The following is an 18,690-nucleotide window of genomic DNA, read 5'->3' on the forward strand; positions in this document are numbered from 1 at the left end:
GCAAACCTGGCGAAGCATCCGGATGGCGGTGCTTCCCAGACCACCAACGGACACTTCGACGGCGACACCGACGCGCTGGCCGCCGTGGCCAGCGCCGACCTCGAGTGGAGGTAACGCCGCGGGCCGTCGCCAACCTGCTGCGCTGGAGCGTTGCGACCCGGCTGACCGATCAGATTGAGCCAGGCAGCCCGGGCCGGTTCCTGATTCGGCCCCTTTGCACCTGACCTCGAGTGGAGCTTGCGCGGCGAACCGGCAGCCTGCACTTCCGAACCCAGATCTCTGCGGTGTGTAATGCCATGCGAATTGCAGAATTAGGACAAAAGGGCAGTAAAGTGCTTGTCGAGGGCCAAGAGGGCGGTAATCGATGGCTGTTGCCTTGGGTGCTTCGGTAGGATCGCCGGTTGAGACCTGCACGAGAACGCCCTGGGAGCCGCCCGGATGCAGACCTACGCGTTGGAGTTGTGGGAACGCGTGTTTGTCCGCGTGATGCTCGACGCCAAGCTCGATTCACTGCACGGACAGGCCTTCGAGGACTTCTTCCTTGATCTCATGTGCATGCGGGATCCAGGCTTCTTCGACATCCGTACGCGTGGCCGCCTGGGGGACCGCGGAGCCGACGGGTTGATGATCAGTGGCCGCAAGCTTTTTGCCTGCTACGGGCCGCAGACCGCCGACGAGCGGGAGATCCGCAGGAAGATCGAGAAGGATCTGGCGAGCGCGCTACGGCAGCGCCCTGGCGCCTTCGACACCTTCGCCTTCGTGCACTGCGACCGTCGCGGCCTGGACCCGGTCGTGTCGAGCGCCCTGACTGATGCCAAAAAGTCGTTTCCCAGCCTGGCGTTCGAGAATGTCGGCTTCCGGCGGATCCATCGCGAGATTCTGCAGCTTGATCGTTTGGAGATCGAGGAGCTGCTGGGGCCGTTCCCGGCCAGAAAGGTCGTCACGGGTGTCGCGCTCCACGACGTGCGGCCGCTGCTGGAGCACCTGGCCAGGGAACGCAAGCCGCAGTACGGGCTCCCTCCGCTTCCCGTTCCATCCCATCGGAAGATGGAATTCAACGAGTTCTCGGCCGACGCGATGACCCAGATGACGGCCGCCATGGTGTACGTACCGTGTGTGGAGACCTACTACACCAACGTCGTCGATCCCACCGAACGCGACGATGTGGCAGCGGGGTTCCGCGAGCACTACCTCGCGCTGGCCGAGCGGCACGACCATGCCGACCAGGTCCTCGAGGAACTCGTGCTCCACATCCTCGGCAACGAGGCCAAGGGCTTCGCAGAGACCTTGAACGCGATGGTCGTGCTGATGTACTTCTTTGGGGAGTGTGACATTTTCAAGATGCCGTCGGCCTCCCCGCCCGGAGTCCCTGAGCCGAGGACCCACCCGTGATCGTTCCCACCAAGGGAGTCGCGCCCCAGCGGGCGCTGCTGGCCGTGGGGGCACAGATCATCCTCGCCACCGGCGCCCAGCCCGTCACCATTACCCAGGCATGGCGGCGGCTCCTGGCCTGGCGGGAGGACAACAGGCACGCCGCGCCCGTCCCGTACTGGTGGTTCGCGCTGGCGCTCGACATGCTCTACGCGATGGGCCTGGTCGACCTTGATCCCCACAACGAACTGCTGATGTTCCGCGCCCGGGCCGATGCTGCATAGTCTCCGATCCGATGACGAGCGGTTCAAGGACCTGCATTTCGGTCCGGGGCTGAATCTGCTCATCGCCGATCGCACGGATGGATCAGCCGACACCGACAGCCGTAACGGTGCCGGCAAGTCCAGCGCCATAGAGCTTCTGCACTACCTGCTCGGCGCCACCACCCGCAAGAACTCGCTGTGGAGCCACAAAGCCCTGGCCAGGCACCGGTTCTACCTGGAGATGGACTGGCCCCGGTGGGCCGAGCCCATCACGATCGAACGCCGCCCGGCGTCACCGAAGGTCTATCTCCAGCCCGACGTGTCGCGCCGTCCAGGTCTCGATCAGTCCGGCCACCTCTTCGATGACGCGCTCGCGGCTGCGGTCACGCTCAAGGACTGGCAGTGGGTGATCAAACGGGATCTGTATCGGGTGCCGTCGCCTGACTCTCCGGTCAGCGGCCGCACCCTGCTGTCGTTTGCGATCCGTCGCGTGGACGTCGGCGGCTTCCTGCAGCCGACGAGCTCCTTCTCCGGGCAGTCACCCCACGAAGCGATGATCTCGCTCAGCCATCTGTTCGGTCTGGACGTTGGCCTGGTCACCGAGTACCGGACGCTGTCGCAGCAGGACGCGACCCGCAAGAAGCTCGTCGAGGCGGCCAAGGACCCCGTGTGGGGCAAGATCGTCGGGCGCTCCGCCGAGCTGCGCGGCGAGATCACCGCAGTCGAGCAGCGGATCACCGAACTCCGCGCCCAGATCCAGCAGTTCCAAGTCGTGCCGGGGTATGAGGATCTGCGCAGGCAGGCCGATGCGCTGGACCGGCGGATCCGGGAACTGCGCGACCTGGATGAGGTCGAGCGCCACAACCTCCAACAGATGGTGCGGGCCACCACCGATGCCACCGAACCCGACGACCGCTATCTCGAACAGGCATTCCAGCAGCTCAACCTTGTTCTGAGCGGCGAGGTCCGGCGGCGCTTCGACGAGGTGCGCACCTTCCACGAGACCGTCGTCCGTAACCGCGAGAAGCAACTGCGTGAGGAGACCGACCGCCTGGAGCAGCGTCTGGCCGAACGCGAGCGCGAACGCCAGCAACTCGGCCAACGGCTCGCCTCGATCCTGCAGACCCTGAACCAGGGGGGTGCTCTGGACGCCCTGACCTCGCTGCAGTCCGTCCTGGCTCGCGAGGAGGCGACGCTGGAAGCACTACGGAACCGTTTCCAGGCCGCACAGACGCTGGAGGCCAGCCGCCGCGAGATCGAAAGCCGACGACTGGAACTGGAGTCGGCGCTGGCCGACGACCTCAACGACCGCGCGGCGATCACATCGGAAGCCAGTCGGCTGTTCAACGTCTTCGCCCGCCACCTCTACGGCCAGACCCACAACCCCTTTCTGGCGTTCGAAGCACGTAAGCAGCGCCTGGAGATCGAGACCCGCATCGACGCAGACGGCAGCCGAGGCATCCATAACATGGTCATCTTCTGCTTCGACCTGACCGCGGCGGTCATCGCGCACCGCCACAGCCGGGGCCCCGACTTCCTGGTCCACGACAGCCACCTCTATGACGGCGTCGACGAGCGCCAGGTCTCGGCCGCTCTGCAACTGGCCGCCGACGTCATGGCCGATGAGGACATGCAGTACATCGTCACCATGAACACCGACGACCTGCGCAAAGCCGAGGCCAAGGGCTTCGACCCCAGCCCCCACGTGATCGAACCACGCCTCACCGACCAGCCTGACGGAGGTCTCTTCGGCTTCCGGTTCTGACCGCCCGGACCGTTCACCTGGGCCAGCGAAGCAAGAACCGAGTCACCAACCGCGAACGGGCCGGGATCCGGCGGTCGACCGGTGCGTCGAGGTGAGGCTCGGCCCAGGACGGTTGTTCCTGGCGGCCTACTGCCTCTGGTCGAGTTGAGCGGCCAGGACGACGTGCACGGCATGTGACCACATGCAGGTGCCGGAGTGGGTGTTGGGTGGGCGCGAGTTCGCGTCCGCTGGCATGTGCGGTAAACCGCCGCGCTTGCATGGTCGCCGCCTGTGCGTCCGGTATTTCCCGCGGTGCGAGGCCTGGGCAGCACCCGGGCCCCGGGTAGGCGCGTTTACCTGCGGCATAGTCTTGCGTCGGTGATCGACCCACCATGGTGAGGACTCCTCACCTGAACGTCTGCCGCGCCTGGGAAGCAGTACGCTCCCTCCTGCTGATTGTAGGGGCTCTGCAAGGCGCATGACTTGAGCTGACCAGCACGCTCTCGACCAGGAACTGCTCCCCGCGGATCGCGGGGAGCAGGCCCCGCCCGTCCCGACGAAGCTGGGTGAGCACGAGTTCTCCCGCTTCGTCGAACAAGCACGTGCGTGGCTCTGCAAACGCGTCACCAAGATCACGTTCTATATGGGTGGAATCGCTGACGCCGACGACATCGTCCAAGACGCCCTCGTGATCGCCTACGTCCGCTGGGACCGAGTTCGGACCATGGCGGATCGCCGCAGCTACGTCGCCGAGATCGCGCGAAACAACCTAGCCATCCGGGCGGCTCGCAGTGTTTACAAAGAGCTACCCACCGGCGACGTCACACGCAACGACCACCGCGCCTTCGACAACACCCTCCAAGTCCTTGACCAAGTCCTCGTTGATCAACTTCTCGACCGACTAACCACGCGAGAAGCGGAGGTCATCCTCTTCCGCAACTACGGCTTCTCCAGCAGCGACATCGCCGCGATCCTTGAGTGCGCTCCCTCGACGGTGAGATCAACTCACCGGCATGCTCGGTCCCGGTTGCGCGATCTCTTAACCAAGGTCAACCAGAACACGGAGACAACCGACGAGCCCCAGTTGGCAAGAAGAGCCAGCGCACATGTGGACGCGCACTGGGGCGGCCACCGTGGGTCAGGGTTCTGAGCATCGGTTCCTGGCAGGAGGGGTGCACGAGGCGCAGTTCGGGGCGGGCAGAGAGGTATGACCGCCGCCGGTGACGACAGCACTGCGTTCGCACAGCGCGGCCGGCAGGGGGCCTGAGTCGAAGCCCGCATCCAGATTTGACAGCTGGCCACCTCCCGGCGAGGCCCAACATCGCGGGCCGCTCGTGCGCGTGTTACGAGACGGTTGTCGTTCTTCGCCGAGGACGTCCTCAGCACTGGGTGTCAGAGGTGGCGTCCTGGTGGGCAACTGCACTCGGGCCGTCATCGCCAGGACCGGCAACGGCCTCCTTCTTCTCGCGGTCCCCGTCTCCTCCTCACCGAGGTCGTCTTCTGCGTCGGCCTCATCAAACTCGGCGTCGGCGCAGCCCTCTGCATCGGCAGCGGCTTCCCGGGCACCGTCTCCAAGGACTGCTAGATCGCCAGTCCACCTGCAGGGACCCGACATTCACCGCCGGTCCCCTGTTCCTTGAGCGGCACGTGGTCGCCCCGGAGGGCGGATCACCCTCCGCGTCGTCGCACGCTCGACGAGCTAACCTCAGCCCCCGTTCTCCTCGGCGAGGCCCTGCTCGTAGGCGCGGAACGTGTCGATGAAGGTCCGCCGCTCTGCCGGTGACAGCGGCTCCAGCGCCTGGCGCCACGCTTCGGCTCCCTTGGCGAGCCACCTGTCGACCGCCGCGCGGTGCTCCGCCGTGATGCTCACGATCGTCTGCCACCGATCGGCCACGTCCTCGGCCCGTTCCAGCACGCCCTGCCGACTGGCATCAGGCTCACCGTCGCGGGTGCCACCTCCAGCCGGCCGGGCGGCCAGCTCCGTGACGCCCATTCGGGACCATGTGCCGGATGACCGGCCGCACCGCCGGTCGGCCTCGCTTCGCCCTCCCAGCCGGTCAACATGTGAACACCGCAGACTGTCGGACCCGAGATCTACCGTGTGCCCGTGCCTAAACCGAAGCGCGCGTGGCGAGACCGAACCCTCGAAGATCACCGCCATGTGTTGATCGAACGGTCGTTTCAAGGGAAGACCCTTATTGCAAGTTCGGTCGGTATGGGCAAGACCTTCGCGTTTGTGCAGGTGATCAGCGAGCTCTTGGTGCGTGAAGGCAGCTCGCGAACCTCGCGCGCCGCGTACTTCACCAACTTCTTCCGGCCCTTGGCTTCCCGCTCGCCGATCGGCTACTTCGGCATGGGCCTGAAGGTCTCGAGGCTGCACACCGCGCTCGATGAGTTTCTCGTCATCGACCGTCCCGAGCCGACGGCAGTGCGATCCGAGCTCGCGGAGGCTCTCGCGCAGCGCGGGACAGCACGCGAGCAGGACGCCGCGCTCCGGCTAGCCGTCGAGCAGCGCGCTGTTCAGGTGGCGTCAGCCTGGTACCGCAAACGAGGGTGGACCGTCACCGAGTACGGCAAGCCCTTCGACCTGCTCGTCGAGAACGACCACGGCAGCCACACCGTCGAGGTCAAGGGCTCACGAAGCCGCATCGACAAGATCACCGTCACCCGCAACGAAGTCAGGAACGCCCGCACGGAGGTAGCCGACCTGGTAGTCGTTGACGAGATCACCTACTACCGCGACGCCTATGGCCGCATCGTTACCGACGGCGGTCGGCTCCGTCGCTGGGCTGGATGGCGGCCCTCCGACGACGAACTGACGCCCATGACCTTCGAGTGCCAGCTCCCCGAAGGACCGCAGCAGAACGACTGACAATGCGGGAGGCCCGCGGTGACACTTGACGCGTGAACAGCGCTCCAGCCCCAGCCATGGGCCGGCGTTCCAGGCCACTGACCTAATAGTTCAATCAACCACCCCAGACAACGATGGCCCCTCCAGGGGATGAGGCGCGGGGCGATCTGCTGGGACGGCTAGCACGGTCGACACCGAGGAGATCCGCCGCCTCCGGGATTTGGCCGGATGCGGCCGGTTCCCCCACCGCGGAACGCCCGGATTCAGCCCGTCACGGGAGCCGCTCGGATACCTCCTGAATGTACCCCTACTAAGTAGCTGACCAGGAGATACGGGCGGGCGAGGCCGTGCCCGGTATGCAGGGACTACGGGGCCCACCCGGTAAATGATCTCGAGGGTTGGGAGTCTTCGAAACGAGCGCTCGTCGTTCAAAGCGGAGCGTTTCCCGGCGACCGCAGCGCGGATCGCAGCGCATTCGCACCGCCGTCTACACGTGTGGAAGCGCCGCGGGGCCGTGCAGACTAGGTCGTGGCTTCGGGCCACGAGACATGAGCGCCGCAGCCGCTGCCGCCGGGCACCGACCTGGCCGCCTACCGCATCATCCAGGAAGCCCTGACCAACGTCACCAAGCACTCCCCAGCTGCGCAAGCCCACGTGCGGCTCCGCTACACCACCGACCGGCTCGACATCACCATCACCGACCCCGGAGGAACTCCACCCGCTGGAGCAACGCCCGGTTCCGGGTACGGGCTGATCGGTATGCGCGAACGGGCGACCTCACTCGGCGGACGGCTGCATGCCGGCCCGCTGCTCGCAGGCGGGTTAGAAGTCGCCGCCCAAGTCCCACTGCACCCGCACCACCCCAGCCTCGCCGACAGCCATGACCCCGACGGCACCGAGGGAACCCGCCGATGACGATCGGCGGATGCCGCCGGTGCCGTCGTCGAGGACGGTCGCAACTCCGCAGCCGTTTCTCGCTCCTAGACGTCAGCCGAGGTTGGATCCTCGGGCGGGGAAGAAGTCGGCGCTTTGGACGTACTCCATGGCCTTGGTGAATGCTGGGCCGGCGAGGCGGCGTTCCATTTCCTGCGGGCTCAGGTCCTCCACACGGGTCTGGATCCAGTACAGGTTGCCCAGCGGATCGCGTACCCGCCCGACCCGGTCTCCGAAGAACAGGTGGGTGACCTCGGTGACCGAGGTGCCGCCGGCCGCAACGGCCTGATGGTGCACGGCGTCGGCATCCTCGACGTAAAGGCGGAGGAAGCCAGGGGTCGGCGGCCACTCCGGCCGCGCGTCGAACATCATCACCACTGAGTCGCCGATCCGTACCTCCGCATGCTCGATGGCCCCGTCCTTGCCCGCAAGGCACGCGAGCTCCTCCGCGCCGAAGGCCCTCTTCATGTAGTCGATGAGCTGCACCGTGTCGCGCGAGATGATCCACGGCGTCACGGTGTGGTAGCCCTGGGGAACCGGCTTGACGGACATCTGACTGCCTCCTGGGATGTTGAGTGCCCTCATGCGGTGGTGACGCTAACCCCCGTCTAGGGCAGTTCCGGTCCTAGATACCACTCCGTTCCGTGCCGCAGGCCGTCCCACCTGGCCGCGCCCCGCCGCGGGGCCGGAAAGCCGTGGAGCAGGCGACCACCATCCGCCGCCCTTCCCACGGGGGCATGGTGGAGTGGATCGCCGACGAGTCGCACACAACTCCGTAGCGCTCGTTCCTGGTACGGCCGGCCGGTGTGCCGGTCATGAGGAGGTCATCCGGTCAGTGCGGAAGCCGAGCGTGCGGGGCGGTGAAGCGGGCCAGGGCCTGCTCGGGGGTGTGCAGGCCAGCCGTCCGGCGTCGCCGTGCCGGATGGCGTCCATGAGCAGCCCGGATCCCTGGTGGCCCCGGCGGCGCGGCTGACAATCGTCACGTCCGCCGCAGCGTAAAGGCGCCGCAGCTCGGCTGGCTCGCAGCTCCCGGGCGAGTATTCGCAGGGGGTGTGCCGGGGATGGGGCGTCAGCCGTTCCGCAGCCGGTGATCGACCGGTGCCCGGCGACGATGAGCGAACACGACGCGCGGGTCCGGGTGAACGTCTCGATCACCGTGGCCGTGTTCTTGCTCGGCCAGGCGAGACTGGTCTGCCGCGGGCTGGCTGCGGCGGCCCCGCTCGGTGGGCGCTCATCCCCGCCGGCCACGGCATCAGCAGCGGACCGCTGCTGCGCGGGCGTCGACTGGCACGGCAACCTGGTCGGCGGGTGATGATGATGGACGCGGGCGGGCCTCGACCGAGTTCGGATCGGTCGAGGCCCGTCTGGTGCGCGGCCTGGGTTACAGGTCGTGTCGGCCGGTCTTGACCTGGCGGAGCAGGTTGCTGTTCTGGTGGGTGGTATGAGCACCAGGGCGGGGCCGTCGGGGTTCTTGGAGTCGCGCGACTGACCTAGCCGGGGTGTTTGGTGGACTCCAGCGCCTGCTTGAAGATGTTCAGGCCGTGGTCCATTCCGGCCGCCATCGGGATGGTGAGCTCGTCCGGTCGCACGTCGTGGATCCAGACGAACCGGCTGCGGCCGTCCCCGTGCGGGACGACTTGCATCGACGCGTTGTCGTGCGCCGGCTGCATGGTGCCGCCGATGACCGAGAAGACGAGCCGGCGCAGTTCATCGTCGAGCGCGATGAGCCGCTCCCGCAGCACTGTTCCGTCGGCGAACGTGACGACCCTGACGTCCGGTTCGTCGAGCCGGCTGTCGGTGACGAAACCCGGGGCCATCCGGACGGGCCCGTCGGTGAAGTCGCTGATGACCGCCCACACGGCTGCGGGGTCGGCATCGATGATGATCTCTTTCTGCACGGAGGCCATGTCTGTCTCTTCCGTAGTGGTGGGAACCGGTCTCGCGCGGTGGTGAGCGCGTCTACGCGGCGACGCCGCAGAATTGGTTGCCTTCGAGGTCGGCCAGCACGACCCAGCCGTCGAAGCGCCGCACTTCGCTCGCGCCAACGGCCCGGATGCGGTCGACCTCGCCTGCCAGGTCGTCGGTGAACAGGTCCAGGTGCAGCCGGTTCTTGCCGTCCCGGCGTTCGGGGACGGCCTGCAGGGACAGGCCGACGCCGCTCTTGTTCGCGTCCTCCAGGTAGGTGGTGCCCTCGTCCGAGGACGCGACCTGGTAGCCGGTGACCGCCTGCCAGAAGGCGGTGCTACCGGCCAGGTCGTTGGTGTCGATGCAGATGTTGCCGATGCTGATGCTCACCAGCGATCCCTTCTGATCTAACTGACGTATCGGTTACGTCGGTTAGGTAACCTACCATCTCTGATAGCCGGGTAGGGTGCGAGTCGTGATGAACGAGCATGCCGCCGAGCCCGTGCCGGACAACCTCACGACCGGGACGGCACCGATGCCGCTGCGTGTGATCGAGGAGTTCGTCAACACCCGCCGCCGGGACAGTGACGAGATCGCGACCCCGGACCAGTTGGCGACGTGGTTGCACGCCCGCGGCCTCATGCCGGCAGGCACGGTGGTGAACGCCGAGCAGCGCGACCGCGGCGAACGGATCCGCGAGGGGCTGCGCGCGCTGATCGCCGAGAACAACGCCCCGCCGGTCTCCAGCCCGCGCCCGGACGGCCTGAACCCCGCCGCTCGCGCCGAGCTCGCCGACCTCACCCGCGACTTCCCGCTGATGCTCGACGTGACCGTCTCCCCGCCCCGGCTGGTCGCCCGCACCCGGGCGCCGGTGGAGGCGGCGCTGGCCCGGCTGCTCGCGGTCGTGGCCGAGGCCGTGGCGGACGGCACGTGGACGCGGCTCAAGGCCTGCCGGGAACCGAGCTGCCGATGGGCCTACTACGACCACTCCCGCAACCGGCGCCGGACCTGGTGCTCCATGGACATCTGCGGCAACCGCGCCAAAGCCCGCGCCTCCCACCACCGTAAATCCGCCGCGCCCTCGACCGGGGGCCAGCCGGCGAACCGATGACGCCGCGCCGTCGTGCCGGGCGGAGCATCGGCTCACCGAACATCTGATCAGTGGCCACGCCGACCACGAAACTGCGCGATCGTGCGTCTGTCGGCTCTCGCGCGGCCGGGGCGAAGAGGTCACCATCTGCAGCCGTCGAGAGCGGCCGGATCCGCCCCGACGTCCACATCATGACGCCGAAGAAGTTGGCTTTGCCGCTTTGGCCGGGTGAGGTGTGTGACAGCAACTCGTCGGGTATCCCGCGCCCACACCCGACGGCACCCCGCTCGGAAGCAGGTCTGAAGCTGCTCCCGAACAGCCGGTCACGTTGAGAGCTCGGGGCGCGTGAGCGCAGCGGGCTGCGTGGCCGCCGGCCCGCGAGGGGGCGAGCGGCCCCATTGTCCCCGTCAGTGCGGCAGCCGGACCGGTGCGCTGCTGCGGCCTCGGACGCGGCCGCTGAGTTCGGCGTCCAATGTCTCCTGGGCGACGCGCATGCCCGCCGCGTAGACGGGTTCCTGCAGGCGCTTCCACATCTCTTGTTCGGGAACGTCCTCGACGTGGGCGACCACCCACCAGATGTTGCCGAAGGGGTCCTTGATCCGGCCGCCCCGCTGCCCGAAGGCGTCGGAGGCGATGGGGGTGACGACGGTGCCGCCCGCCTCGACGGCGCGGGCGAACGCCGCGTCGGCGTCGGGTACGAACACGCGCAGGAGGCTCGGCATGGCGGGCCAGTCGGGACGTCGGTCGAAGGCGAGGACGACGGTGTCGCCCACGCGGATCTCGCCGTGGCCGATCAGCCCGTCCTCGGTGGCCACCCGGCCGAGTTCGGTGCCGTCGAATGCCTGGGAGACGTAGTCGAGGAAGGCTCCGGTGTCGTCGGTGACGACCCACGGCGCGACGCTGGTGTAGCCCTCGGGGGCGGCGCTGATCTGCTCGGACATCATGATCCTGTCTTCTTGTCGCTCGGCTGTCGAAGACGAACGTAGGCGGGATCTAGGCTTGTTCCGGTCCTAGATGCCGGGCATCCTGTGCACCATGTCCGGACCCACTTCGCGGCTGCTGTCGCTGCTCTCGCTTCTGCAGACGCCGCGCACCTGGCCCGGGAGCGAACTGGCCGAGCGGCTCGGCATCACCCATCGCACGGTCCGGCGGGACGTCGAGCGGCTCCGCGAGATGGGCTATCCGATCGAGGCCGACCTCGGCGCGCACGGCGGCTACCGGCTCGTCGCGGGCTCGGCACTGCCGCCACTGCTGCTGGAGGACGACGAGGCGGTCGCCGTCGCGCTGGGGCTGCGCACCGTCGCGGCGCAAGGTCTGCCCGAACTGGAGGAGGCGGGGATCCGGGCCCTGGCGAAGCTGAGCAATGCGCTGCCCACCCGCCTGCGCCACCGCGTCCGCGCCCTGGGCGGCTCGATCTCGGGCTGGATGCCCCCCGGCCGCACCGCCGACCCCGACGTCCTCACCGCTCTCGCCACCGCCATCGCGGGCGGGGAACGGCTGCGGATGCGCTACCGGGACCGGGAAGGCGCGATCACCACCCGGCACGTCGAACCGCAGCGGCTGGTCAGCGCTCACCGCCACTGGTACCTGTTCGCCTTCGACATCGACCGCGACGCCTGGCGCACCTTCCGAGCCGATCGCATCCAGACTCCGCGCGGCACGGGCGCCCGCACCTCCCGGCACCTGCCCGAGGAGGACCTGCAGACCCACCTCGCGCGAGCCGCCCTGGCCATGGCGCCGGTCTACCGCGCCGACGTCACCCTCCACCTCACCCTCGCCACAGCGACGACCCGGCTCCAGGACCACCTCGGCGACGGAACCCTCACCCCCGAAGGCGACCGGACGCGATGGCGCAGCGCCCGCGACACCGTCGAATGGCTCGCGCTCCGCCTCCTGTCCCTCGACTGCCCCTTCGAGGTCCACAGCCCGCCGGCCCTGCTCGACCACCTCGCCCGCATCCACGACCACACCCGTAACACCGCGCCCAGAGATGAAACCATCACCGACCGAGAGCCCAACAAGGAGGCACCGTGAGCAGGTCGGTGATCCGCTTACCGACGCCTCCCATCGACGACCACTACCGATTGCACGACGTCTTCCACCTAGCACATGCCGCCGTGCTCGACCGGTCCCCGGTCATCCGCTCCCTCATGAAGCTGAAGCGGCGCTCCCGGCCCGACATCGACCTCGCCGAGGACGGCGGCAGGGCGATCGCCATCGAGGAGGCCATGTCCGCGCTGGTGTTCGCCTACGCGAGCGAGCACAACTACCTCGAAGGCAAGGCCCATGTCGACAACGCCCTGCTGGAGACCATCCGCTCCATCACCGCCCAGCTTCGAGGTTTCCACTCGCCGCGCCGCCGACTGGGAGAAGGCCATCCTCACCGGCTACCGCGCTTGGCGGCGCCTCCGCGAAACCGACGGCGGCTTCCTGGACTTCGACATGACCGCCCAGACCCTAGAGGCGTTGGCGTCCGGCGCGGGTGGAGGCACCGTGGAAGATGATCTTCCCTAGCGTGGAATTCGGGGTGGACGAGACCCTGCGCTGATGCTGGTTAGCGGGTTTCGTCGGTTCCCCACGAACGAGTTGGGAGTGGTGTGTCTGCGGAGAGCGCAGGCCGCCACTCCTTCGTTGTTTTACCCGGGGGACGACCCCCGGACCCCCGATGTGGGGGCTCCGCCCCCACGCCCCCGGCGCTCGCTAGCGCTCGCTCCCCCTCGGCTTCGCCATCGGTTCGGGGCTTCGCCCCTTGCCCCCATTGGGGTGCTCCTCGCGCTCATTGCCGCGGCGCCGCCTGCACGACCGCTCCCGCAAGTTTGCTTCGCCCTCGGACGGGGGCCGACCAAGATCATTAGTAACGGCCGGCCCCGACGTCCTCACCGCTCTCGCCGCCGCGGGCGGGGAACGATGGCTCGCGCTCCGCCTCCTGTTCCTCGACTACCCCTTCGAGGTTCACAGCCCGCCGGCCCTGCTCGATCACCTCGCCCGCATCCATGACCACACCCGTAGCACCGCGCCTAGAGAGGAAACCCAAGGGGGCCGGGAGCACACTGTTCCCCGCCCCTTGAGACCGGCCGGTACGTCACCGCGCGTTCGACCTGACGAACCTGACCAGTGCCCACAGCCGGAGCGTCACCGTGACCAGCCCGGCCAGCGCCGCGGCGGCCAGGGCGATCGTCAGCGGTGCCGCGAAGTAGGTGAGCTGCGCCCAGGTGACCGTACGCCCGCCGGTGATCAGCGACGCCAGATCGGGGTAGGCGGCGAACACCGCGACGGGCAGCAGCGCTGGGACCAGCCGCGGCACGATCCTCCACCGGGGCGCCGCCGCGCGCTTGCGTGCCCACCGGCGGGCGCGGAACCCGGCCAGTACCCCCAGTCCGACGGAGACGAGCACGATCAGGCCGAGGGCGAGCTCGGCCAGTTGCGAGTCGTCCCCGGGCGCGGGTGGGGTGCGCCCATCGGTCAGCGTCAGCAGGCCCTGCAGCGTCGACCAGCTCGCGTCGGTCAGTCCGGCGCCGTTGACCATGACGGCGACGCCGTACCCGGTGGACGGCACGATCGCCTCGGCGGCGTTGTAGGTGAAGATGTTCCCCGAGTGCACGAGCCGTGTCGGGCCGGTGCCGTCCTTCTCCTCGGCCCAGCCCATGCCGTACCGGCGGTCGCCGGTGGCCGGGCCGGGCGTGTGCATGGTGTGCAGCGCGGCGGGGCTCAGCGTGCGCGGCGCGTGACCGGCCTGGGCGATCAGCCACCGCCCCATGTCGTGGGCATTGGTGATCACACCGCCCGAGCCGCTGCCGTCGAGAAAGCCGGGCGGTTCGGAGCGCGCGACCCACAGGCCGAACACGGAGTGGTGGCCGTCGGCAGGGCGGACGTCCCGGTCGCTGACGGCGCTGCCGTCCATGCCGAGTGGGGCGAACACGCGGTGCCGCAGGTAGTCGCCGAACGGCCGGCCGGTGACGACCTCGACAAGGCGGGCGGCCAGGTTGTAGTTGACGTTGCAATACGCCCAGCGGGTGCCCGGGTCGGTGGTCAGCCGCGCGGTGCGCAGCCGTGCCACGTACTCGCGAAGCGAGCCGGCGTCCTCCAGCGCGCCAATGTCGATGGTGCGGTCGGACAGGCCGGAGGTCTGGTTGAGCAATTGCCGCACGGTGATGCGCGCGGCCCGTGGATCGTCCGCCTGGAACTCCGGCATCTGCGCGGCGACCGGCCGGTCCAGGGCGATCCGCCCCTCGTCGACGAGGGTCATCACCGCGGCGGCGGTGACCGACTTGCTGAGCGAGGCCACCCGCATCGGTGTGCGGGCGGTGACCGGGCGGCCGGCGGAGTCGTGGCCGTATCCCGCGGCGTGGACGACGCGGCGGCCGTGGGTCACCACCAGCGACATCCCCGGCACGCCGGAGGCCTTCATCGCCTGGCGGGCGTACGCGTCGATCGCCTCCGGCGTGACGCTGGTCTCGGCCGGGGGTGCGGGCGCGGCATGGGCCGCAAGCACCGGGGTCGTCGTCACGGCGAACCCGATCGCGATGATCGCCGCCGAAAGCCTGGTTCTCAATCCCTCTCCTTCACATGGATGGAAGAGAACCTAGGAACCGACGCCCTCTCAGGGGATCTGCCGATCGTCCACGATCACCCCCGACCTTTGGCAGAGGTCCGCACGAGGGCCTGGAGCACCTGGTGCGGGAGTCGTCGCGGAGTTGACGTGTGGGGTCCCGTCGGCGACGTCTGCGGTCCTCCTGGGGGTGCCCGCCCCGTCCTACGCGGCATCTCCAGAGAGCCGCCGGCGGCACTGGCGGTGACATCGAATATGACCCTGCTGTCGATCAGGTCGACCAGCCAGGTAGCGCGCACTAGTACGGGCTTGACCGGCGGTGCGTCGGGGGCTTTGCGGGCGCGGGACCCGAGGCTGCCGACCCGGCTGATCTTGCGGTGCGCCACAGTCGGCAGGAACAGCCAGGTGGGCTGCCGTGGCAGGTCGGCAGCCAGCTCAGCGGGCGGGGCCTCCCACGCTCGGCGGCACTTCACGTCCCGCCGGTGGAGTCCGCGGACCCGCGCGGTGGCGCCGCCGTTGGTCATCTGGCACAACCCCGATCTCGCCCGGCAGCCACGGAACCTCGATCGGTGTCGCCAGGTTTCCTCTGCCGCGCCGCACGACCGGGCACGGGCGCTGCTCTGGCGGCCCCGAGCCCGTCGTGCGGCCCTCCTACTGGCCGTAGGTGCTCCGGCGGGTTGCCGACGCGGCGCGGGGCCGCCGGCCGGGTTCCGGCGGTTCTACTGGGCCGGGGCGAACAGCTTCTGTGTTTTCATGGCCATCCATTCGCCGGCGATGACGGTTTCGGGCCGTTCCCGGTCCGCCTCGGAGGTGATCGGCCGCAGGGGCTCGACGACGGCGTCGTGATTGGGCTGGAAGAAGAACGGGACGGACAGGCGTGAGGATGTGTCCGTCTCCGCCGGGTTGATCACCCGGTGCATGGTGGAGACCCATCGGCCGCCGGTCCACAGGGCCAGCAGGTCGCCGATGTTGATCACGAAGCTCCCGGGGACGGCGCGGACGTCCTGCCAGGTGTTCTCGCCCTGGAGGACCTGGAGTCCTCCGATGTCGTCCTGCTGGTACAAGACGGTCAGCCCGCCGAAGTCGGTGTGCGCGCCTCGACGGAGCTGGCCCGGCAGGGGCTCTTGGAGTTGGGGGAAGTAGTAGTTGGCGACGAGGGAGGAGACGTGGCGGTCGAACTTGTCGTCGAAGTGGTCTTCGTCGAGGCCGAGGGCGCGGGCGCACAGGCGCATGAGGTCGGCCGATAGTGCATGGAGCGCGGTCATGTACTCCTGCCAGGTGCTCTGGAACTCGGCCGGTTCCTGTGGCCACAGGTTGGCCAGTTTCCAGGTCGCCCAGTAGTCGCCGAGCATCTCCCGTTCCCGGTCGCTCAGCTCACCCGTGACGTGCGCGGCGAACGACTCGCACAGATCGGGCGGAGTCCTGCGGTCGAGGCTCTGGGCGGTGGTACCGCCTGAGCTGCGGAATCCGGAGAATCCCGGCCGCTGGACGGCGCTCTTCTCCTCGCCGGGCAGCCTGAAGAACGCGGTGGTCACCGTGCGCATCCGTTCGATGAGCTCCGCGGGAACGCCGTGACCGGTGATGACGAAGAAGCCCGAGGTCCGGCAGGCCCTGTCGATCGCCTCGGCCAGTGCTACGCGCCCAGGGCCGCTGTGCCTGGAAGAGATGTCGATGACGGGCACGTACCCGCCGACTGTGGTGACCGTGTCTGGATTCATGATTGCCTCCATCGCGCTGCATCCGTTGAGATGACCGGACATTTGGGCTGAACAGGAGAAACGGCCGGAGCGCCGGAGCCGGGCCCGCGTGAATTCACCACAGCTGGTTCCGGCACGGCGGTTCCCGGCACGGCGGTTCCCGGCACGGCGGTTTCGCCGTTCTCGTGACTCTCAGTGTTCCGTTAAAGTCGCTCCGGAGACTTTTCGTCACTTCCAGCCCGGTGACCGGAGGACGGCAGCCGATGACCCTCAAAGCCCGCTCGAAGCCCTCGACGGAATCCGCTGCCTCGGCCGCCGGCGCGGCGGTCCACCTCCTGGGGCGACCGCCGCCCCGAAGTTGATCACGGCTTTAGTTCGTGGTTCCCTCACCGACACAGGCCCTCCTGGTGTAGAGAGGTGTGCGGGGGGCCATGCGCAGCTCGGGCGGGCGGCGGCTGGTGCGGGTGCAGTTGCCGCACCGTGCCACCAGCCGGCGGGAGGGGCAGCGGACCCGGGCGATCTCGTTGTGGGCCACCGCGCCGGCGCTCGGTGTCGGGCTGGGGCACACCAGTGACGAGATCGCCGAGTACTGCATCGCGGGCGCCCCGGTGTGATCGGGCGCCGCCGGGCGGCCCCGCGCCGGGTGTCCGGCGCGGGGCCTCGGGGTCAGCCGTTCCAGCCGGAGGTCAGCTGCTGGCGGGCGGCGAAGCCGGTCGCGCGGCCCGCGTAGACGTACATGACGCCGGTGTTGCTCTGGACGCCGATCAGGTCGCCCTTGCCGTCGCCGGTGACGTCGCCCGTGTAGGTGAGCGAGCGGATGCCGCCCCAGCCGGAGCCGAGCTTCTTGCGGGTGCCGAGCGCCTTCGACGCGCCGGGGTAGACCCACAGCGTGCCTTCGGAGATGCGGACGCCGATCAGGTCGGGCTTGCCGTCGCCGGTGATGTCGTTGACGCCGACCAGCTTGTTCATGCCGTTCCAGCCGCTGTTTCCGACCTTGATGCGGCTGCCGAGGGCCTTGTTGCCTCCGGGGTAGAGCCAGAGGGTGCCGTCGTCCTTCTTGGCGGCGATGAGGTCGGCCTTGCCGTCGCCCGTCAGGTCACCGATGCCGGTGAGGTCCTTCATGCCGTTCCAACCGCCGTTGCCGATCTTGATGCGGTTGCCGAGCTCGTTCGTGGCGCCGGGGTAGAGCCAGAGCGTGCCGTCGTCCTTCTTCGTGGCGATGAGGTCGGGCTTGCCGTCGCCGGTGAGGTCACCGATGCCGGTGAGCTCGGTCATGCCGTTCCAGCCGCCGGTGCCGATCAGGCGCCGGTTCGAGGCGGCCAGCGCCGGGCCGGGGTAGAGCCAGAGCTTCCCGGTCGCGCGGTCGACGCCGACCAGGTCGGCCTTGCCGTCACCGTTCAGGTCCCCGACGCTCGACAGGTCGGCGTCGGTGTGGCCGGTGACCTTGAACATGCCGCCGGGCTGCATGTCCGCGGCGAGCTTCGCGGCGGAGATGGTGTGCGAACCGCCCGTCGACCTCCACGGGTCCCACACGGTGATCGTGCCGGCGCCGCGGTCGTAGCCGTAGGCGATGATCGCGTGGCCGACCTTGGAGCCGCTCATGCCGGAGTTCCACGGCAGCTTCTCCATCCACACGCCGAGGACGGGGGCCCGCTTGAGCACGCCGACGTTGTAGGAGACCTGCTCCATCATGGTCGACGCCGTCGAGGCGCTGGCGAAGCCGTAGCTGTAGCCGAGCGGGTCGACGTACCCGTTCATGACGGGCAGCGCCTGGTTGCCGGTGGTGCCGTTGGACGGGGTCGTGCCCATCTTGGTCGCCAGGGTCTCCTGGCTGACGGACACCCCGAACGTCGACAGGCTCATCGACGCCGAGGTGGGCACGCAGTTGTAGTTCGTGTTCTGGTAGCGGCCCGTCAGGGACAGCCTCGCCGAGGCCGGTGCCGCGGCGACGGCCGAGGCGGCGACCTTCGGCGCCATGAGCGACGGGGCCGGGGTGACGAGCGCGTTGCCCTGCGGCGGGCGGGGGGTGGGGGCCGCGTTCGCGGGCCCCGCCGTTCCCGCCACGGCCGCCAACGCGAGTGCGGCCGCCGAGGCCACCAACGGCAGGCGCCGACCGGACGACTTCATGGAGGTCTCCTAGCGTTCGGGGGGAGCGGCCGTTCTCCCCGGTCACGGGGAAGGAGGCCACGCCTGGGGGACGTCCGGCGGCCACGGAACCCGGGCCGCCGACCAAGATCTTTTGACGCCGCCGCGGGGGAAATGGTTCTGGTCGGCTCCGGCCGCCTTG

20 protein-coding genes and 1 pseudogene are annotated in these 18,690 nt (G+C 68.7%); 12 read left to right on the forward strand and 9 right to left on the reverse strand.

Going from position 1 to position 18,690, the window contains the following annotated elements:
• Window positions 1-438: 438 nt before the first annotated feature.
• From HUT06_RS00355 to HUT06_RS00370, 4 genes are all read left to right on the forward strand, one after another.
• On the forward strand, window positions 439-1,392 hold the full coding sequence (locus HUT06_RS00355; RefSeq protein WP_176193845.1) for an ABC-three component system protein: 954 nt from the start codon (window positions 439-441) through the stop codon (window positions 1,390-1,392).
• Window positions 1,389-1,655 carry an ABC-three component system middle component 6 gene (locus HUT06_RS00360; protein WP_176193846.1) on the forward strand — a complete coding sequence of 89 codons (267 nt, stop codon included), beginning with the start codon at window positions 1,389-1,391 and terminating at the stop codon, window positions 1,653-1,655. Before HUT06_RS00355 ends, HUT06_RS00360 begins: the two co-directional genes overlap by 4 nt.
• A complete protein-coding gene (locus tag HUT06_RS00365) occupies window positions 1,645-3,399 on the forward strand; it encodes an ABC-three component system protein (RefSeq protein ID WP_176193847.1) in 1,755 nt (584 codons plus the stop codon). Before HUT06_RS00360 ends, HUT06_RS00365 begins: the two co-directional genes overlap by 11 nt.
• A 541-nt stretch (window positions 3,400-3,940) precedes the next feature.
• Complete coding sequence (locus HUT06_RS00370; protein ID WP_302931876.1) at window positions 3,941-4,528, forward strand: RNA polymerase sigma factor; 588 nt, start codon at window positions 3,941-3,943, stop codon at window positions 4,526-4,528.
• 555 nt (window positions 4,529-5,083) lie between these two features.
• Here the strand turns inward: HUT06_RS00370 and HUT06_RS00375 are convergent.
• Window positions 5,084-5,371, reverse strand: coding sequence for a hypothetical protein (locus HUT06_RS00375; protein ID WP_176193848.1), 288 nt, complete (start codon window positions 5,369-5,371; stop codon window positions 5,084-5,086).
• 114 nt (window positions 5,372-5,485) lie between these two features.
• Here HUT06_RS00375 and HUT06_RS00380 point away from each other — a divergent pair, with 114 nt between their 5' ends.
• Window positions 5,486-6,250: a DUF3883 domain-containing protein gene (locus HUT06_RS00380; protein WP_176193849.1), complete on the forward strand. Its 765-nt coding sequence runs from the start codon at window positions 5,486-5,488 to the stop codon at window positions 6,248-6,250.
• A gap of 576 nt (window positions 6,251-6,826) precedes the next feature.
• Window positions 6,827-7,144 (forward strand): ATP-binding protein, encoded by a 318-nt coding sequence (locus HUT06_RS45480; protein ID WP_368407018.1) that lies wholly within the window; start codon window positions 6,827-6,829, stop codon window positions 7,142-7,144.
• 72 nt (window positions 7,145-7,216) lie between these two features.
• Here HUT06_RS45480 and HUT06_RS00385 read toward each other — a convergent pair whose 3' ends face one another.
• Entirely contained in the window at window positions 7,217-7,714 is a 498-nt protein-coding gene (locus tag HUT06_RS00385) for a VOC family protein (protein WP_176193850.1), read from the reverse strand.
• 559 nt (window positions 7,715-8,273) lie between these two features.
• On the opposite strand from HUT06_RS00385, the gene HUT06_RS00390 reads away from it, so the two are divergent.
• Window positions 8,274-8,474, forward strand: coding sequence for a hypothetical protein (locus tag HUT06_RS00390; RefSeq protein ID WP_138641086.1), 201 nt, complete (start codon window positions 8,274-8,276; stop codon window positions 8,472-8,474).
• Between the two features lie 178 nt (window positions 8,475-8,652).
• Here the strand turns inward: HUT06_RS00390 and HUT06_RS00395 are convergent, their stop codons facing one another.
• Together HUT06_RS00395 and HUT06_RS00400 are read right to left on the reverse strand one after the other, a co-directional pair.
• Window positions 8,653-9,069: an SRPBCC family protein gene (locus HUT06_RS00395; RefSeq protein WP_176193851.1), complete on the reverse strand. Its 417-nt coding sequence runs from the start codon at window positions 9,067-9,069 to the stop codon at window positions 8,653-8,655.
• 52 nt (window positions 9,070-9,121) lie between these two features.
• Window positions 9,122-9,457 carry a VOC family protein gene (locus HUT06_RS00400; RefSeq protein ID WP_176193852.1) on the reverse strand — a complete coding sequence of 112 codons (336 nt, stop codon included), beginning with the start codon at window positions 9,455-9,457 and terminating at the stop codon, window positions 9,122-9,124.
• Between the two features lie 88 nt (window positions 9,458-9,545).
• On the opposite strand from HUT06_RS00400, the gene HUT06_RS00405 reads away from it, so the two are divergent.
• Window positions 9,546-10,178, forward strand: a complete 633-nt coding sequence (locus HUT06_RS00405; protein ID WP_254715711.1) for a CGNR zinc finger domain-containing protein — start codon at window positions 9,546-9,548, stop codon at window positions 10,176-10,178.
• A gap of 386 nt (window positions 10,179-10,564) precedes the next feature.
• Here HUT06_RS00405 and HUT06_RS00410 read toward each other — a convergent pair whose 3' ends face one another.
• Entirely contained in the window at window positions 10,565-11,101 is a 537-nt protein-coding gene (locus tag HUT06_RS00410; RefSeq protein WP_240808493.1) for a VOC family protein, read from the reverse strand.
• Between the two features lie 91 nt (window positions 11,102-11,192).
• Between HUT06_RS00410 and HUT06_RS00415 the strand changes: the two genes are divergently transcribed.
• The 3 genes and pseudogenes from HUT06_RS00415 (at window position 11,193) to HUT06_RS45490 (ending at window position 12,671) form a co-directional block, all read left to right on the forward strand.
• Window positions 11,193-12,191 carry a YafY family protein gene (locus HUT06_RS00415; RefSeq protein ID WP_138641080.1) on the forward strand — a complete coding sequence of 333 codons (999 nt, stop codon included), beginning with the start codon at window positions 11,193-11,195 and terminating at the stop codon, window positions 12,189-12,191.
• A gap of 8 nt (window positions 12,192-12,199) precedes the next feature.
• Window positions 12,200-12,475 (forward strand): annotated as a pseudogene (locus HUT06_RS45485) (hypothetical protein); the annotation flags it as partial.
• The gene (locus HUT06_RS45490) at window positions 12,444-12,671 is read left to right on the forward strand and encodes a hypothetical protein (RefSeq protein WP_368407019.1); all 228 of its coding nucleotides are present in this window, start codon (window positions 12,444-12,446) and stop codon (window positions 12,669-12,671) included. The pseudogene HUT06_RS45485 and the gene HUT06_RS45490, both read left to right, overlap by 32 nt.
• A 337-nt stretch (window positions 12,672-13,008) precedes the next feature.
• On the opposite strand, the gene HUT06_RS00425 is transcribed toward HUT06_RS45490, so the two are convergent.
• From HUT06_RS00425 to HUT06_RS00435, 3 genes are all read right to left on the reverse strand, one after another.
• A complete protein-coding gene (locus tag HUT06_RS00425; RefSeq protein ID WP_176193853.1) occupies window positions 13,009-13,152 on the reverse strand; it encodes a hypothetical protein in 144 nt (47 codons plus the stop codon).
• Between the two features lie 87 nt (window positions 13,153-13,239).
• On the reverse strand, window positions 13,240-14,709 hold the full coding sequence (locus tag HUT06_RS00430) for a serine hydrolase (protein ID WP_254714895.1): 1,470 nt from the start codon (window positions 14,707-14,709) through the stop codon (window positions 13,240-13,242).
• A gap of 716 nt (window positions 14,710-15,425) precedes the next feature.
• Window positions 15,426-16,424 (reverse strand): isopenicillin N synthase family oxygenase, encoded by a 999-nt coding sequence (locus HUT06_RS00435; protein ID WP_176193854.1) that lies wholly within the window; start codon window positions 16,422-16,424, stop codon window positions 15,426-15,428.
• Between the two features lie 410 nt (window positions 16,425-16,834).
• Here HUT06_RS00435 and HUT06_RS00440 point away from each other — a divergent pair, with 410 nt between their 5' ends.
• Window positions 16,835-17,017 carry a hypothetical protein gene (locus tag HUT06_RS00440; protein WP_176193855.1) on the forward strand — a complete coding sequence of 61 codons (183 nt, stop codon included), beginning with the start codon at window positions 16,835-16,837 and terminating at the stop codon, window positions 17,015-17,017.
• 52 nt (window positions 17,018-17,069) lie between these two features.
• On the opposite strand, the gene HUT06_RS00445 is transcribed toward HUT06_RS00440, so the two are convergent.
• The gene (locus HUT06_RS00445) at window positions 17,070-18,530 is read right to left on the reverse strand and encodes an FG-GAP-like repeat-containing protein (RefSeq protein ID WP_176193856.1); all 1,461 of its coding nucleotides are present in this window, start codon (window positions 18,528-18,530) and stop codon (window positions 17,070-17,072) included.
• Between the last annotated feature and the right edge of the window lie 160 nt (window positions 18,531-18,690).

Source organism: Actinomadura sp. NAK00032 (assembly GCF_013364275.1).
GTDB lineage: Bacteria > Actinomycetota > Actinomycetes > Streptosporangiales > Streptosporangiaceae > Spirillospora.

Excerpts from the sequence above, each read along its gene's own strand:
- HUT06_RS00355 (WP_176193845.1), top strand. The coding sequence starts at position 439 with ATGCAGACCTACGCGTTGGAGTTGTGGGAACGCGTGTTTGTCCGCGTG.
- HUT06_RS00365 (WP_176193847.1), top strand. The coding sequence starts at position 1,645 with ATGCTGCATAGTCTCCGATCCGATGACGAGCGGTTCAAGGACCTGCAT.
- HUT06_RS00375 (WP_176193848.1), bottom strand. The coding sequence starts at position 5,371 with ATGGGCGTCACGGAGCTGGCCGCCCGGCCGGCTGGAGGTGGCACCCGC.
- HUT06_RS00385 (WP_176193850.1), bottom strand. The coding sequence starts at position 7,714 with ATGTCCGTCAAGCCGGTTCCCCAGGGCTACCACACCGTGACGCCGTGG.
- HUT06_RS00390 (WP_138641086.1), top strand. The coding sequence starts at position 8,274 with ATGAGCGAACACGACGCGCGGGTCCGGGTGAACGTCTCGATCACCGTG.
- HUT06_RS00395 (WP_176193851.1), bottom strand. The coding sequence starts at position 9,069 with ATGGCCTCCGTGCAGAAAGAGATCATCATCGATGCCGACCCCGCAGCC.
- HUT06_RS00405 (WP_254715711.1), top strand. The coding sequence starts at position 9,546 with ATGAACGAGCATGCCGCCGAGCCCGTGCCGGACAACCTCACGACCGGG.
- HUT06_RS00410 (WP_240808493.1), bottom strand. The coding sequence starts at position 11,101 with ATGATGTCCGAGCAGATCAGCGCCGCCCCCGAGGGCTACACCAGCGTC.
- HUT06_RS00415 (WP_138641080.1), top strand. The coding sequence starts at position 11,193 with ATGTCCGGACCCACTTCGCGGCTGCTGTCGCTGCTCTCGCTTCTGCAG.
- HUT06_RS45490 (WP_368407019.1), top strand. The coding sequence starts at position 12,444 with ATGTCGACAACGCCCTGCTGGAGACCATCCGCTCCATCACCGCCCAGC.
- HUT06_RS00425 (WP_176193853.1), bottom strand. The coding sequence starts at position 13,152 with ATGGATGCGGGCGAGGTGATCGAGCAGGGCCGGCGGGCTGTGAACCTC.
- HUT06_RS00435 (WP_176193854.1), bottom strand. The coding sequence starts at position 16,424 with ATGAATCCAGACACGGTCACCACAGTCGGCGGGTACGTGCCCGTCATC.
- HUT06_RS00440 (WP_176193855.1), top strand. The coding sequence starts at position 16,835 with ATGCGCAGCTCGGGCGGGCGGCGGCTGGTGCGGGTGCAGTTGCCGCAC.
- HUT06_RS00445 (WP_176193856.1), bottom strand. The coding sequence starts at position 18,530 with ATGAAGTCGTCCGGTCGGCGCCTGCCGTTGGTGGCCTCGGCGGCCGCA.